We start from the raw sequence: 15,440 nt of genomic DNA on the forward strand, positions 1-15,440 counted from the left end.
CCGTCGAGGGAGGGATTCCGCCGGGGGCGGGATTCCTCCCTTCTTGTGCCCCGAAATTTACCAGTTCGTAGCCTGACCCTGCCCGGCGCCCGGCGGGAAAATTTCCGTTGGTGCTAAATTTGTGGGGATGTCACCCGAAAAATCCTCTGAGGATGCCTTACACGATGCTGTGCAGACACCAGCTGTCTCTATCGTCATCCCGGCGTACAACGAGGAAAGTGTTATCCGGCAGTGTCTCATTGCCGCCGTGTACCAGTCTGTCCCGGCACACGAGATCATCGTCGTCGACAACATGTCGAAGGACCGCACCGCCGATATCGTCCGGCAAATGCAGCTGGAGTATCCGGAGAGCGCCATCATCCTGCTCAGCCAGGACCTGGTCCAGGGCTTGATCCCCACCCGCAACTTCGGCTTGGACCACGCCACGGGGGACATCCTGGGCCGGATCGACGCTGATTCGGTGCTGGAACCGGACTGGGTGGAACAGGTGCAGAAAGCTTTCCGGGACGAGGCAGTCCACGCCGCGACCGGGCCGGTTGTCTACTACGATATGCCGATGCGGCGCTTCGGCCTGAAGGCCGACGACAAAATGCGCCAACTGATGCTCCGGCTGGCTAAACACCAGTACCACTTCCTTTTTGGGTCCAACATGGCCCTCCGCCGGTCCGCGTGGGAGGTCATCCGGGCCGAAGTGTGCCGGGACGAAAAGGACGAAATGCACGAGGACATCGATTTGTCCCTGCACCTGGCCGACCATGACCTCCGGATCCAGTACTGGCCGCAAATGGTCTCCGGAATGTCCGCACGCCGGCTCGAAGACTCACCCCGCGACTACCGCTATTACGTGACACGCTTCGACCGCACGTACAAGGCCCACAACGTTAAGAAAATGGCGCTCAAGGCTCCTATGGTGGTCTTCTTCTCGGTGTACTTCCCGGCGAAGCTGCTGCGCGCGATCCACACGGTGAACACGGCCCAGACTGCCCGCCGCGGCGGCCAGTAGCGCCTAGCGCCGCAGGCCTTCGTCGTCAGTCCGTCCCAAGCTCCGCCAGCGGCGCTGCAGTCCGACGGGCCGAGCGGGAACCCCGCTGACCCACCACGACGACGGCGAGCCCCACCAGGATCATCGCCAGCCCGGCATAGGTGCCGGCCGGCAGGGTTTCGGACAGGAACGCAGCCGCGAGCAGCGCGGCACCGGGAATCTCCAGCAGGATGATCATCGATACCAGCAGCGGGCTCATCGTGGCGAGCAGGTGGTTGAAGGCCGTATGCCCAATCAGCTGCGCGCACACCGTGATTGCCAGGATGCCGAACCAGCCGGCGGCTTCGAACCCGCCAAGGGGCTGCTGTGAAAGCAGTGCCAGCACGGCGACGACGGCCGCACACATTCCGTAGCAGAGCGTCGTGTAGACGCCCGTGCTCATGGTCTGGCGTGCCTGGCCGCCGGCCAGGGTGTAGATGCCCGCCAGGGCCCCTCCTGCCACCGCCAGGAGGTCACCCAGCAGCGCTTCCGGTGAGGTACCCATGTCGAACCCCGTAATCGCAATGACGCCGCCGAAGGCAATGCCCAGCCCCACCAGCACCGGCCAGCGGTGTTTGACGCCCCGGAACATCTGGAAGATGGCGATCCAGCCGGACTGCAGACAGACCAGCGCGGTAGCTGCCGCGACAGAGGTCAACTGCAGCGAGGTGATAAAGCAGGCAAAGTGCAGCGCCAAGGCGACCGCGGCCGCCAGTGACCAGCGGAATTCCCGGCCGGTGACCCGCCGGAGCTGCCGGGGATCCCGGACCAACACGGGACCGGCCATGACCACGGACCCGATCGCGTTGCGCCAAAAGGCGATTGCCAGGGCACTGACCGACGTTGCCCCGAGGGTCGCGGCAATGAGCGGCCCGGATGAGGCCACACCGAGGACGCCCAGGGCCGCAAGGAAGAAGTTCACGGTCCAACAGTAGTGGGGACCAGTGGCCGCTCAACGATCGCATGGGTTCTTGACGGCCAATTACCGCGGTGACAGTCTTAAATCCGGTCTCACCACCATCCACAAAGGAGACCATTATGGCCGCAATGATTCGCAAGAGCCTGGACAGTCCGGAAGAGACACGGCCCGTGAAAGACGGAATGGGCCAGGTGGAGTTGGTCAATCTCGACGCCGGCGCGGTGGGGCGGGCCACCTTCCTGCCCGGCTGGAAATGGTCGCAGCACGTCAAGCCGATCGCGCAAACGGAGAGCTGCCAGTTTGCTCATAAGGGGTACACCGTCTCGGGCCGCCTGAAGGTCGTCATGGATGACGGCGAGGAGAATGAGTTCGGCCCGGGTGACTTCGGTTATATCCCGCCGGGGCACGACGCGTGGGTTGTCGGTGACGAACCATATGTGTTCATTGACTGGCAGGGCATGGACGACTACGCCAAACCCAAGGAGTGAAGCCGGCGGGCAGGTGCCAGGGCAGGTACCGGACCGGATGTTCCCGGGAATGCAAAAGGCCCCGGACCGCGTTTCCGCGATCCGGGGCCTTTCCTATGGTGGAGGCACGGGGACTCGAACCCCGAACCCCCTGCTTGCAAAGCAGGTGCGCTACCAATTGCGCCATGCCCCCATAAGAAGCAACCCGACAATCATACCCTAGTTCGGCGAGCTGTTTTCCAGCTCCCGATCCGGGGAATCCGGGCTAGTCGACCGTATCGGTTGACTCGCTCCAGACCGTTTTCCGGGCTTCGGATTCCTGCACTTTCTTGTAGAGCAGGACACCTGCGATCGTAGCTGCAACAACGAGCAACTTCTTCACATGCACCCCGTTCCGGCTCTTCGATAAATAAATATCAACCGAACCTCCACTTGAATCTGTACAGATTCCGTGGGCGTACCAGGACTTGAACCTGGGACCTCTTCGTTATCAGCGAAGCGCTCTAACCGCCTGAGCTATACGCCCCGATGCCTCATCGGGCCGAGATATGACTTTACAGCACATCCCGGCCCGATCTCAAATCGAGGCATTTCCCCGGGAAAATTCCGGGAAAAACATGGGATTAGTCGTCTGTCAGGGTGACGCCGATGCCGCCCACCAGGGTGGCTGAGATGTTGTACAGCACTGCCGAGAGCATCGACAGGGCCGTCAGCAGGACGACGTTGATGACCGCGATGATGGTGGCGAAGGAGGCCACCTGTCCAAGCGAGGCGACCTTCTTCAATTCGAAGCCACCGCCTTCGGAGCCGGCCAGGGTCCCCAAAAGGCCGTCGACCTGATCGAAGATGCCGGTCAGATCCAGAACCGTCCACAGCACGATCGCGGCCACGACGGTCACGATGCCCAGTGCCACGGACAGCAGGAAGGCCATCTTCAGGACTGACCAGGGATCAACCTTGCTCACCAGCAGGCGGGCGCGGCGGACCTTGGCTTTGGGCGCCGGCTTGATCAGCCCGGACGTGTTCTGTCCCGATGCGGCCGGACGCTGTCCCGGAGCCGCCGGGCGTCCCTGTGCCGGACGCTGCCCTGGCGCCTGTGGCCGCTGGGCCGTGCCGTTGGCCCCGCCGGGACGCTGTTCGGGACGGGACGGGGCGCTCACCCGCGGTGCGGCAGCTGGCTGCCGCACTCCGCCGGGAATGCCGCTGTTCGTCTTGGGATATGAGTCGGAATTACTCACGCGTTACCTCCGGTGTTGTCTTCGTCCAGCTCGGCATTGCCTGATGACTCATCTGACTCCGGGGCCGGTGCTGATTCTTCCGCTGCGGACCCCTCATGTGATCCGGTATCTCCAGCCAACGTTACGTCATCCGGCGCCGATGCCTCACTTTCGGCGCCATCGCTTTCAGCACCGTCGTCGGTCTCGAGGCCGCGTTCGCTGTTCCGGGCCACCGCGATGATGCGGTCGTTCTTGTCCGGCTTGGCAAAAATCACTCCCATGGTGTCGCGGCCCTTGGCGGGGACCCCGGTCACCGAGGAACGCACCACCTTGCCTCCTTCCATCACCACCAGGACTTCGTCTTCCTCGTTGACGATGAGGGCGCCGACGAGATGGCCGCGTTCCTCCTGGTACTTGCCGACCTTGATGCCCAGGCCGCCGCGTCCCTGGAGGCGGTATTCCTCCACCGCGGTCCGCTTGGCGAAGCCGCCCTCGGTGACTATGAAGACAAACGATCCGTCCTGCACGACGTCGGCCGCCAGCAATTCGTCGTCCTCACGGAACTTCATGCCGGTCACGCCCGACGTTGCCCGGCCCATAGGGCGCAGTGCCTCGTCCGTGGCTGTGAAGCGGATCGACTGGCCCTTGCGGGACACCAGCATGAGGTCATCGGTTTCGGACACCAGCTGGGCCGAGACGAGCTCATCGCCGTCGCGCAGGTTGATCGCGATGACGCCCGCGGACCGGTTGGTGTCGTAGTCCTCCAGGCGGGTCTTCTTGACCAGGCCGCGCTTGGTGGCGAGCACCAGGTACGGGGCGTGCTGGTAGTCGCGCAGGTCCAGCACCTGGGCGATGTGTTCGTCCGGCTGGAACGCCATCAGGTTTGCCACGTGCTGGCCCTTGGCGTCGCGGCCGGCTTCCACGAGCTCGTACGCCTTGGCGCGGTAGACCCGGCCCAGGTTGGTGAAGAACAACAGCCAGTGGTGGGTGGTGGTGACGAAGAAGTGTTCCACGACGTCGTCGCCGCGCAGCTGCGCGCCCTTGATACCCTTGCCGCCACGCTGCTGCGAGCGGTAGTTGTCGCTGCGGGTGCGCTTGACGTAACCGCCGCGGGTAATGGTGACGACCATTTCCTCTTCGGGGATCAGATCCTCGATGGACATGTCGCCGTCGTAGCCCAGCAGGACCTTGGTGCGGCGGTCATCGCCGTGCTTGGCGACAATCTCGGCCAGCTCGGTGCTGATGATTTCACGCTGGCGCTCCTCGGAGGCCAGGATCGAGTTGTACTCGGTGATCATGGCCTCGAGTTCGGCATGCTTGTCCTGGATCTTCTGGCGTTCCAGGGCCGCAAGGCGGCGCAGCTGCATGTCCAGGATGGCCCGGGCCTGCACGTCGTCGATGTCCAGAAGCTCCATCAGCCCGTCGCGGGCCGCTTCGGTGGTGTTCGACGCACGGATCAGGGCAATTACCTCATCGAGCGCATCCAGCGCCTTGAGAAGGGCCCGCAGGATGTGCGCTTCCTCCTCCGCCTTCCGCAGCCGGTACCGGGTGCGGCGGGCAATGACGTCCATCTGGTGCGTAACCCAGTGCCGGATAAAGGCATCGAGGCTCAGCGTGCGGGGAACACCGTCAACGATGGCCAGCATGTTGGCGGCGAAGTTGTCCTGCAGCTGGGTGTGCTTGTAGAGGTTGTTCAGCACCACCTTGGCCACGGCGTCGCGCTTGAGCACGATCACCAGCCGCTGGCCGGTGCGTCCCGAGGTTTCGTCGCGCAGGTCGGCGATGCCGGAGATCTTGCCGTCCTTGACCAGTTCGGCAATCTTGATGGCCAGGTTGTCCGGGTTGGCCTGGTAGGGCAGTTCGGTGACCACGAGGCAGGTGCGGCCCTGGAGTTCCTCGACGTTGACCACGGCACGCATGGTGATCGAGCCACGGCCCGTGCGGTAGGCGTCCTCGATGCCCTTGTGGCCCAGGATGGTGGCGCCGGTCGGGAAGTCCGGTCCCTTGATGCGCACGATCAGCTCTTCGAGCAGTTCCTCGCGCGTTGCCGTCGGGTTGGCCAGGTACCACTGGACACCGTCGGCAACCTCGCGGAGGTTGTGCGGCGGAATGTTGGTGGCCATGCCGACGGCGATCCCCGAGGATCCGTTGACCAACAGGTTCGGGAAGCGGGCGGGCAGGATGGTGGGTTCCTGGTTCTTGCCGTCATAGTTGTCCTGGAAATCGACGGTTTCCTCGTCGATGTCGCGGACCATCTCCATGGCGAGCGGGGCCATCTTCGTTTCGGTGTACCGCGGTGCTGCGGCGCCGTCGTTGCCGGGAGAACCGAAGTTGCCCTGGCCCAGCGCCAGCGGATAGCGCATGGTCCAGTCCTGAATCAGGCGTACCAGCGCGTCGTAGATGGCGGTGTCGCCATGCGGGTGGTACTGGCCCATGACCTCGCCCACCACGCGGGCGCACTTGTTGAAGGAGCGCTCCGGGCGGTAGCCGCCGTCGAACATCGCGTAAAGCACCCGGCGGTGGACCGGCTTGAGGCCGTCGCGGACGTCCGGCAGGGCACGTCCCACAATCACGGCCATCGCGTAGTCGAGGTAAGACCGCTGCATTTCCGTCTGCAGGTCAACCTGTTCGACGCGGTCGGTCAGCACATCGGTGTCAAGGACAGTGCCTTCGATGGCGGCCTCATCATCGGCCGGGCCGGCCGGAACTTCTGGTGTTTCGTCACTCATAGTCTATATTTTCCGTTTCAGGTATATATCAGTCCGGGAATATCTGGGGCTCAAGCGGCCGTTAGATGTCCAGGAACCGAACGTCCTTGGCGTTCTGCTGAATGAAGTTACGACGCGATTCCACGTCCTCCCCCATCAGGGTGGAGAAGGTCTGGTCCGCGGCCAGAGCGTCGTCCATGGTGACTTGCAGCAGGGTGCGGTGCTCCGGGTCCATGGTGGTGTCCCACAGCTCTGTGTAGTCCATTTCGCCGAGGCCCTTGTAGCGCTGGATGCCGTTGTCCTTGGGAATGCGGCGGCCGGCGGCCTGGCCGGACAGCAGCCGCGCATCGCGTTCGCGGTCGCTGTACACGTAGTCGTGCGGGGCGTTGGACCACTTGATCCGGTAGAGCGGCGGCTGCGCAAGATAGACATATCCGTTTTCGATAAGCGGGCGCATGTAGCGGAACAGCAGGGTCATCAGGAGAGTGGTGATGTGCTGGCCGTCGACGTCGGCATCAGCCATCAGGACGATCTTGTGGTAGCGCAGCTTGCTGAGGTCGAAGTCCTCACCGATACCCGTGCCGAACGCGGTAATCATGGACTGGACTTCGGCGTTGCCCAAGGCCTTGTCCAACCGGGCCCGCTCCACGTTCAGGATTTTTCCGCGCAGCGGAAGAATGGCCTGGGTTTCCGGGTTGCGGCCCCGCTTGGCGGAACCGCCTGCGGAGTCGCCCTCCACGATGTAGACCTCGCACTTTTCCGGGTTCTTGGAGGAACAGTCCGAGAGTTTTCCGGGCATACCGAAGGACTCCAGCGGGCTCTTGCGGCGTGCGTTGTCGCGGGCTTTGCGCGCGGCCATCCGGGCCTGGGCTGCGGAGATGGCCTTGCGGATGACGTCCCTGGCCGGGCCCGGATTGCGCTCGAGCCAGTCGCCCAATCCATCGGTGACGACGCGCTGGACGAAGCCCTTCACCTCGGAGTTGCCGAGCTTCGTCTTGGTCTGGCCCTCGAACTGCGGTTCGGCCAGCTTGACCGAAATAACGGCCGTTAGGCCTTCGCGGATGTCATCACCGGTGAGGTTGTCATCCTTTTCCTTGATGATGCTCTTTTCCCGCGCATAGCGGTTGATGAGCGAGGTCATCGCGGCGCGGAAGCCCTCTTCGTGGGTGCCGCCCTCGTGGGTATTGATGGTGTTGGCGTACGTGTGGACGCTCTCGGAGTACGCGTTCGTCCACTGCATCGCCATTTCCAGGGCAATGTGCCGTTCCGTGTCCTCGGTTTCGAAGGCGATGACGTCCTCGTGGACCACATCAACCTTCTTGCCGGAGTTCAGGTGCTGCACGTAGTCCAGCAGCCCGTTGTCGTACTGGTAAACCACGGTGTGGAACTCGGCAGGGACTTCTCCTTCGGTCTGGACGACGTCGAGATCCAGGTCCCCGTCGTCGGACGGTTCCTGGGTCGCCTGCCTTTCATCGGTGAGCGTGATGCGCAGGCCCTTGTTCAGGAAGGCCATCTGCTGGAAGCGGGCGCGCAGCGTTTCGAAATCGAAATCCGTCACTTCGAAGATGCCGGCATCGGGGTAGAACGTCTGGGTGGTGCCGGTTTCGGTGGTCTCCTCACCCTTGACCAGGCCGCCCTGCGGCTTGCCGCCGTCGGCGAACGACATCCGCCAGACGTGGCCCTGCCGGCGGACCTCGGTGTCGACCCGGCTCGAGAGCGCGTTGACCACGGAGATACCCACGCCGTGCAGGCCGCCGGACACGGCGTAACCGCCGCCGCCGAATTTGCCGCCGGCGTGCAGGATGGTCATCACGACCTCCACGGTGGGTTTGTGCTCCGTCGGGTGCATGTCGACCGGGATGCCGCGGCCGTTGTCGACCACCTTGACCCCGCCGTCGGCCTGCAAAACGATTTCGATGTGGGTGCAGTATCCGGCCAAGGCCTCATCGACCGAGTTGTCCACCACTTCATAGACCAGGTGGTGCAAACCACGCGGTCCCGTGGAACCGATGTACATGCCGGGACGTTTCCGGACGGCTTCCAGGCCTTCGAGCACCGTGATGTCGCTGGCGCCGTAGCCGTGGGGAGTTGCGGCCTCCGGCGCGGTGTCCGCCGCTTCAGCAACTACTGGTTCCACGGCCGGGATCTCTGCATTGTCGTTAGCCACAGGCGCTTTCGACTCCTCTTTTTCGTTATAGGCCGGCCGATGCCACTTCCCAGGGGAAACAGCTTCTGCCAACGGGCACGTCACTGACCACACCGGTGGTGCTGCTGGCTCGAGGATCCGTCTACCGCACGCGGATGTTGCGTCGGAAACGGACTCAGTCAACGTTTCACCGGCGCCCAGTTATCTTCCACGATTCTACCGTGTTATAGGGACGAAACCCGCATTCTAGGGGCTCAAACGGGAAGGAAAGTGCCGCTGGGAGGCCGCAGACTCCACCTGCAAGGCCCCAGGAGTACCGGACTAGGGTTCCTATACGGCTGCCGGGCGTCCGAGCGCCCTACACGCCGTTTGCGGATTTTTCAAGAGTTTTGCAAGGAGTGCTTCAGATCCGGTGCGCCGCGGGCCGCCGGAGGTGTCCGGAATTATCCGGAGTTATCCGTAAGTATCCCGCGGGCCGCGTCCGTTGACGGTTCGGCCGCCCTTACGCCAGCTCGGCGCCGCAGGTCCGAGGACCTGGATCTTCGTCACGACTCCGTCGCCGAGTTCCGTGCGGAACTTCTCCAGCAGGCTGATGCTGAGCAGGCGAAGCTGAGTGGCCCAGGCGGTGGAATCACAGCGGACGTGGAGGGTGGTGTCGGTAAAACTCTCCGGCGTGCAGTGCGCGGATATTTCCGGTCCCACCAGAGTTGCCCACTCGGCCATCACCGAACCAACTGCCACCGGTGAGCTCCAGCCGCGCTCCGCGACGAGCCGGCCAACCACTTTGCCGAGCCCCATCGGGTCCCTTCCGGTGCCGTGGAACTGTCCGAATCCGCGGGTGCCGCCGGTACCGCGGCCAGGCTTTTGCGGGGTGGTGCCGGGGCGTGGCGGGCCTTTGCGCCGGATTTCCCCCCGGGCCGCTGCCGCCTCGCGCATCCGGTTCAGTGCTGACTGGGCAGCATCGATATCGTCGGGATCGCGGCCCGGCTGCAGGCCTCCGTCGGTATCCTTATTCATCGATCTTCCCGCTCATCGATTCCTCCGGGTACAACTCTCACCCGCCGGCCGGCCAGTTCCACCGGGATGTCATCGTCGACGGCGGCAGTCACCAGCACCTGTTCCGCGCCGGATACTATTGCCGCCAGTTTACGCCGCCGCTGGACGTCAAGCTCGGCAAAGACGTCGTCCAGGATCAGGATGGGGGCGGACCCGCCGGTGCGGGCATCATCGAGCATCACGTAGTACGAGGCCAGACGCAGGGACAGGCACATTGACCAGGTTTCGCCGTGCGAGGCGTACCCCTTCGCAGGGGCCGTGCCGAGGGTGAGTTCCAGTTCGTCGCGGTGCGGTCCGACGAGGGAGATCCCCCGTTCCAGTTCCTTGCGCCGTGACGAGGCGAAGGCCTGGACGTAGCGTTCGGTGAGTTCGTCCACGGAAAGCTGGCGCAGGTCCTCGGCCGGACCTGCCGCTTCTCCGGCGGCAGCGGGGAAGGCAGCGGACGGCGCCGCGGCGCCGTCGTCCTCCAAGGCCCCCTGCAGCGTGGAGCGGTAGATGGCCCCCGCGTTCTTGGACCCATCGGTGAGCTGCGCGTAGGCGTTGTTGAGGTGGGGGCGGAGCCGTTCCACCAGTTCAAGCCGCGCATGCAACAGTTCGGCTCCCGCCCGCGCCATGTGCTGGTCCCAGACATCCAGGGTGGCCTCATGTCCGCTCGTGAATTTGCCGGCGCGGGCGGATTTCAGCAGCGCATTGCGCTGCTTCAGCACCCGGTCGTAGTCGCTCCGGGTGGCCGCGTGCCGGGGAACGAGGCTGACCAGGAGCTCATCGAGGAAGCGGCGCCGGCTGGACGGATCGCCTTTGACCAGGGCGAGATCCTCCGGGGCAAACAGCACGGTCTGGCAAATGCCCAGGATGTCCCGGGCCCGGACCGGGTTGCTGCGGTTGATCCTGGCGCGGTTGGCGCGTGAACTGTTTATTTCGAGTTCGAGCACCGTCGACTGCTCGCCGCGGACCAGTTTGGCGCGGATCATGGCCCGCTCCGTGCCGAAACGCAGCAGCGGGGCGTCCGAGCTGACCCGGTGGGAACTGAGCGTCGCCAGGTAGCCGACGGCTTCCATGAGGTTGGTCTTGCCGATGCCGTTTGAGCCGACCAGAACCGTCACGCCGGGCTCGAAGGTCAGTTCAACCTGGGCGTAACTGCGGAAATCGGTGAGCGAAAGTTGTTCTAGGTACACGCCGGATTCAGTATTTCAGGGCAGGACTATTTGGCCGGACGGGTCGCATGCCCGCCGAACTGGTGGCGCAGCGCGGAAACCATCTTCATCGCCGGTGAGTTGTCCTCGCGCGAGGAGAAGCGGGCAAAAAGCGCTGCCGTGATGGCCGGGGCGGGCACGGCGTTGGCGATTGCCTCTTCCACCGTCCAGCGTCCCTCACCGGAATCCTCGACGTAGTCGTCAATCGAGGCCAGCCCCGGATCCTCGTCCAGGGCCTTGACCATGAGGTCCAGAAGCCAGGACCGGACGACCGTTCCCTTTTGCCAGGCGCGGAACGTGCCGGGCAGATCGGTGACGATGTCCTTGGCTGCGAGGAGTTCATAGCCTTCCGCATAGGCCTGCATGAGTCCGTACTCGATGCCATTGTGGACCATCTTGGCGTAGTGGCCGGCGCCGATCCCGCCGACGTGGACGAAACTGTCGGCGCGGTCGCCCTCGGGACGGAGGGCATCGAAAACGGGCATCGCACGTTCAATATCTGCTGCGTCCCCGCCGGCCATCAGGCCGTAGCCGTTTTGCAGGCCCCACACGCCGCCGGAGACACCGCAGTCGGCGAACCGGATGTCCTTTTCCGCCAGCGCGGCGCCGTGTTTCTGGTCCTCGGTGAAACGGGAGTTGCCGCCGTCGATCACCAGGTCTCCGGCGTCGAGTCGGTCACCAAGGTCGGTGATGACGGCATCGGTGATATCGCCGGAGGGGACCATTACCCAGATCAGGCGGGGCGCCGGTACGGCGGCGATGAGTTCGTCCAGGGTCGCGACGTCGGTGATCTCCGGGTTGCGGTCAAACCCGGTGACTTCGAGTCCACCCTTGCGCAGCCGTTCGCGCATGTTGAAACCCATTTTTCCAAGGCCGATCAGTCCGATGTGCACTGAGATGATCTCTTTTCTGCGCTGGGGTGTTTCGGGTGGTGACGTCAGCCCACTGGCTGGCAGTTAAGGCCGTTTTGAACCTCAAACGGCCTCAGCTGCAGGCTAGTTGGGCAGCCGGACCGGCATAACCAGGTAACGGTAGTCGCCCTGATCCTCGCCGTCGGCGTCGTTCTGTGCCGTGATCATCGCCGGTTTGGGCGCGCTGGTGAAGGAGAACCGCACGAACTTGGTTTCGATGACACTCAGGCCTTCGATCAGGTAGTGCGGATTGAAGGCGACGGTGATGTCCTCGCCGGTGAGCTGCGCCTCGAGTTCTTCCGACGCCTGGGCGTCTTCGCCGGTTCCAGCGTCGAGGTGCAGCTGGCCCTGGGTGAAGGCGAGCCGGACCGGGGTGTTGCGCTCCGCGACGAGCGAGACGCGGCGGACGGCCTCGACGAGTTCCGAGGTCTGCACGGTGGCGTGGATCGGTGTGGATTCGGGGAACAGTGAGCGGATCTTGGGGTAGTCGCCGTCGACCAGCAGGGACGTGGTGGTGCGGCCGCCGCTTTCGAACCCGATGAGCCGGCTGTCGTCATCGGCGAGGGCCAGGTTGATGTCGCCGCTGCCGCCCAGGGTCTTGGCGACCTCGTTGAGGGTTTTGGCCTTCACCAGTGCGCTGGTGGAGATGCCCGGAGTGACGGGCTTCCACGGGACCTCGCGCATGGCCAGCCGGTACCGGTCCGTGGCCAGGAGGGTGATGAGGTCGTCCTCGATCTCCATTCGTACGCCGGTGAGGATGGGCAGGGTGTCGTCCTTGCTCGCCGCGATGATCACCTGGGAGACAGCCTGGGCGAAGGAATCGCCCTGGACGGTTCCGCTGATGGGAGGCAGAGCGGGAAGCGGCGGGTATTCGGCTTCCGGCATGGTGGCGAGGTGGAAGCTGCTGCGGCGGCAGGTCAAGGTGACTTTGTTGCCGTCGGTCTCGATGTCGACCGGTGCGGAGGGCAGGCTGCGGCAGATGTCTGCCATCAGGCGTCCGGAAACCAGGATGGTGCCTTCGGTGGTGATGTCTGCAGGGATTTCGAGCCTGGCGGAGGTCTCGTAGTCGAAGCTCGAAAGGCTGACGGTACCGGCTTCAGCCTTGAGGAGCAGGCCGGAAAGTACGGGTACTGGCGGCCGCGGAGACAACGACCGGGCGGTCCAGGTCACGGCTTCTGCCAGGACGTCCCGTTCGACTCTGAACTTCACGGAAGGGTGCCGCCTTTCATTGCTGCTGTCATCGCTGGTAGCCGGGCCGCTGGCCCGGCGGGGAATCACAAAAGATGTCCAGGACGGACACACTGCAGACAGCTTAGCCGCAAGAAGTGTGATTCTCCCATCCCTGGGTTACATCCGTGTGGTTCGGCCGGGCCCGCCCGGCGCCCGTTTCCGACCGGGGCCGGGACGGTCCTGGGCTGTGTGCGGAGTCCGGCGGGAAGTTGTTATTTGCGGGAATTTCATTTTCTAGGGATTAGTAGTGTTAATAACTGCTGTGGATACTGTGGATAACCCCGTTTGGCGGTGTGATTCCGCGGTTAAGCCCTGTTCATGGGCTGTGGGCGGAGCAGGTTTTAAACAGGGTGTGGATGGGGATAACATTTTTGGTCGTTCCGCTGATCCACAGACGCCTTAAGGGTTTTAAGCCCATTAACCGCGGTTGTCCCCTTAACTATCCACAGGCTTGTCCACAGGTGCCTGTTAATAAGGTAAGAGTGCGCGACCGGTCAGGCCAGGAACCAGCTCAGGAATTGCGCTGCTGCTGCTTGATCCGGTTGGTCAGCTCGGTGACCTGGTTGTAGATCACACGGCGTTCCGCCATCAGTTCGCGGATCTTCCGGTCCGCGTGGATGACCGTCGTATGGTCGCGGCCGCCGAGTTCCTGCCCGATCTTGGGAAGGGACATGTCCGTGAGCTCGCGGCACAGGTACATGGCGATCTGCCGGGCGGTCACCAGTGTCCTGGTCCGCGACTTACTGCAGAGCTCTTCCATGCTGAGCTTGAAGTAGTCGGCAGTCTGCGTGAGGATCTGCGCGGAGGTGATCTCCTGGGCTCCGTCATCGGTGATGAGGTCCTTGAGCACCATCTCGGCGAGGGCGACATCGACCGGCTGGCGGTTGAGGCTGGCGAAGGCCGTCACCCGGATGAGTGCGCCCTCGAGTTCGCGGATGTTGCTGGAGATTTTCGAGGCGATGTATTCCAGGGCATCGTCCGGCGCGGACAGACCCTCGCTGAGGGCCTTCTTCCGGAGGATCGCGATCCGGGTCTCGAGTTCCGGCGGCTGGATATCGGTCAGCAGGCCCCACTCAAACCGCGACTTCATGCGGTCCTCGAAACCGGCAAGCAGCTTGGGCGGCTGATCCGAGGTGATGACCACCTGCTTGTTGTTGTTGTGCAGGGCGTTGAAGGTGTGGAAGAACTCCTCCAGCGTCCGGTCCTTGCCGGCCAGGAACTGGATGTCATCGATCAACAGGACATCGACGTTGCGGTACGTCGTTTTGAAGCTGGTGCCCTCGTCGTCACGGATCGAGTTGATGAAGTCGTTGGTGAATTCCTCGGAGTTCACGTAGCGGACCCGGATCCCGCTGTAGAGCCGGCGGGCGTAGTGGCCGATCGCATGGAGCAGGTGGGTCTTGCCCAGACCCGAATCACCGTAGATGAACAGCGGGTTGTAGGCCTTAGCCGGCGCTTCGGCCACCGCGACGGCGGCAGCGTGGGCGAACCGGTTGGAGGAACCGATCACGAAGGTGTCGAAGACATACTTCGGGTTGAGGCGGCCGAACTCGTGGGAGGTGCTGGGCAGCATCGGCTGGGGCTTCAGTTCCACGGAGGGATCGGCCACCAGGGACAGCTCGACTGCGGGTTCCGGCTCTGTGTGGAGCGGCACCAGATCGGTGTCGACGTCGATCGCGCAGCGGATTTCGTCGGAGAACACGTTCCGGAGGGCGTCGTCGAGGGCCTCCTTCACCTGCGTCTGCAACACTTCGCGGGTGAGTTCATTGGGTACGGCCACCAGAAGGGTGGAACCGATCAGTCCCTGGGCTTGGGCGAGGATGACGAAGCCACGCTGCCGCGGTGAAACGCGGTGGTCGTTCTCCAGCAGGCTCACAACCCGCCGCCAGGAACTTCCGACAGTGTTGGCTTGGTTGGCTTCGTCTACTGTCATCAATCAGTTCCTCAAACTTGCTTGCCTGCATTACCTGCAGCCACAAGTCCCGAACCAGTGCGCTGGCCCCGGCTTAATCCACAGGGTTATGCACATGCCGTGGATAATCGGCTACTGGGACACTCTAGGCGATGAAAACTCCAGAAGATAGCTGGGATCTGTCCTGTGGATAATCACACGGTTGTAGTTCGAAAACGGGGCGCGTGACGTGCTTCATCCACAGGCTGGGGAGGCAGTTAGCCACAGTTGGGGAAAGCCTGCGGCGCGACCCCCGGTTTGACTCGGGAGGGCGGCAAGCCCTAACGTTGTGAAGTCCCATGTGTACGCTTTTCGCCTCATTTGAATCTCTCCCGACGCCTCGCGTCTTGCGAGTCGAGGGAAGCGGCACATACAAAACTTAGCGTCGACCAGTTCTTCCCCTTGATCGGGTGGGCGCACCTTTGATCCCACTGGAGTAACTAACGTGAGCAAGCGGACTTTTCAGCCGAATAACCGCCGTCGAGCCAAGAAGCACGGCTTCCGCCTTCGTATGCGTACCCGTGCCGGCCGTGCCATCCTGGCAGCCCGTCGTGGCAAGGGTCGCACCGAGCTGTCGGCCTAAATAACTGACTCGTCGGTCCACATCCCTGTGCGAGTGTA

General features: G+C 63.4%; 13 protein-coding genes and 2 tRNA genes. 3 read left to right on the forward strand and 12 right to left on the reverse strand.

The features are described 5' to 3' along the window. Positions 1–127 precede the first annotated feature (127 nt). Complete coding sequence (locus AC6EUH_RS10040) at positions 128–1,003, forward strand: glycosyltransferase family 2 protein (RefSeq protein WP_499738529.1); 876 nt, start codon at positions 128–130, stop codon at positions 1,001–1,003. Between the two features lie 25 nt (positions 1,004–1,028). Here AC6EUH_RS10040 and AC6EUH_RS10045 read toward each other — a convergent pair whose 3' ends face one another. After that, positions 1,029–1,943 (reverse strand): DMT family transporter, encoded by a 915-nt coding sequence (locus AC6EUH_RS10045; RefSeq protein WP_056428713.1) that lies wholly within the window; start codon positions 1,941–1,943, stop codon positions 1,029–1,031. Positions 1,944–2,059: 116 nt separating this feature from the next. Between AC6EUH_RS10045 and AC6EUH_RS10050 the strand changes: the two genes are divergently transcribed. Next, entirely contained in the window at positions 2,060–2,428 is a 369-nt protein-coding gene (locus tag AC6EUH_RS10050; RefSeq protein ID WP_056428716.1) for a cupin domain-containing protein, read from the forward strand. Positions 2,429–2,524: 96 nt separating this feature from the next. Here the strand turns inward: AC6EUH_RS10050 and AC6EUH_RS10055 are convergent. The 11 genes from AC6EUH_RS10055 to dnaA form a co-directional block, all read right to left on the reverse strand. After that, positions 2,525–2,600: transfer RNA gene (locus AC6EUH_RS10055), tRNA-Ala, on the reverse strand. Positions 2,601–2,672: 72 nt separating this feature from the next. Beyond that, on the reverse strand, positions 2,673–2,789 hold the full coding sequence (locus tag AC6EUH_RS10060; protein WP_224048067.1) for a DLW-39 family protein: 117 nt from the start codon (positions 2,787–2,789) through the stop codon (positions 2,673–2,675). A gap of 70 nt (positions 2,790–2,859) precedes the next feature. Continuing rightward, a tRNA-Ile gene (locus AC6EUH_RS10065) sits at positions 2,860–2,933 on the reverse strand. A 97-nt stretch (positions 2,934–3,030) separates the two neighbouring features. Beyond that, positions 3,031–3,645 carry a DUF3566 domain-containing protein gene (locus AC6EUH_RS10070; protein WP_056428719.1) on the reverse strand — a complete coding sequence of 205 codons (615 nt, stop codon included), beginning with the start codon at positions 3,643–3,645 and terminating at the stop codon, positions 3,031–3,033. Beyond that, positions 3,642–6,353 (reverse strand): DNA gyrase subunit A, encoded by a 2,712-nt coding sequence (gene gyrA, locus AC6EUH_RS10075; RefSeq protein WP_499738530.1) that lies wholly within the window; start codon positions 6,351–6,353, stop codon positions 3,642–3,644. Before gyrA ends, AC6EUH_RS10070 begins: the two co-directional genes overlap by 4 nt. A 61-nt stretch (positions 6,354–6,414) precedes the next feature. Beyond that, positions 6,415–8,499, reverse strand: a complete 2,085-nt coding sequence (gene gyrB, locus AC6EUH_RS10080) for a DNA topoisomerase (ATP-hydrolyzing) subunit B (protein ID WP_499738531.1) — start codon at positions 8,497–8,499, stop codon at positions 6,415–6,417. A 432-nt stretch (positions 8,500–8,931) separates the two neighbouring features. After that, positions 8,932–9,495 (reverse strand): DciA family protein, encoded by a 564-nt coding sequence (locus tag AC6EUH_RS10085; RefSeq protein WP_056428729.1) that lies wholly within the window; start codon positions 9,493–9,495, stop codon positions 8,932–8,934. Next, positions 9,492–10,709, reverse strand: a complete 1,218-nt coding sequence (gene recF, locus AC6EUH_RS10090; RefSeq protein ID WP_056428732.1) for a DNA replication/repair protein RecF — start codon at positions 10,707–10,709, stop codon at positions 9,492–9,494. Before recF ends, AC6EUH_RS10085 begins: the two co-directional genes overlap by 4 nt. Positions 10,710–10,735: 26 nt before the next feature. Continuing rightward, positions 10,736–11,620 carry a phosphogluconate dehydrogenase (NAD(+)-dependent, decarboxylating) gene (gene gnd / locus AC6EUH_RS10095; RefSeq protein ID WP_056428735.1) on the reverse strand — a complete coding sequence of 295 codons (885 nt, stop codon included), beginning with the start codon at positions 11,618–11,620 and terminating at the stop codon, positions 10,736–10,738. A 102-nt stretch (positions 11,621–11,722) separates the two neighbouring features. Further along, the gene (gene dnaN, locus AC6EUH_RS10100; protein ID WP_499738532.1) at positions 11,723–12,847 is read right to left on the reverse strand and encodes a DNA polymerase III subunit beta; all 1,125 of its coding nucleotides are present in this window, start codon (positions 12,845–12,847) and stop codon (positions 11,723–11,725) included. Positions 12,848–13,379: 532 nt separating this feature from the next. Further along, positions 13,380–14,801 (reverse strand): chromosomal replication initiator protein DnaA, encoded by a 1,422-nt coding sequence (dnaA, locus tag AC6EUH_RS10105; protein WP_056428740.1) that lies wholly within the window; start codon positions 14,799–14,801, stop codon positions 13,380–13,382. Between the two features lie 463 nt (positions 14,802–15,264). Between dnaA and rpmH the strand changes: the two genes are divergently transcribed. Then, the gene (rpmH, locus tag AC6EUH_RS10110; protein ID WP_003800212.1) at positions 15,265–15,402 is read left to right on the forward strand and encodes a 50S ribosomal protein L34; all 138 of its coding nucleotides are present in this window, start codon (positions 15,265–15,267) and stop codon (positions 15,400–15,402) included. Positions 15,403–15,440: the final 38 nt, after the last annotated feature.

It is taken from the genome of Arthrobacter sp. 001422645 (assembly GCF_059816125.1).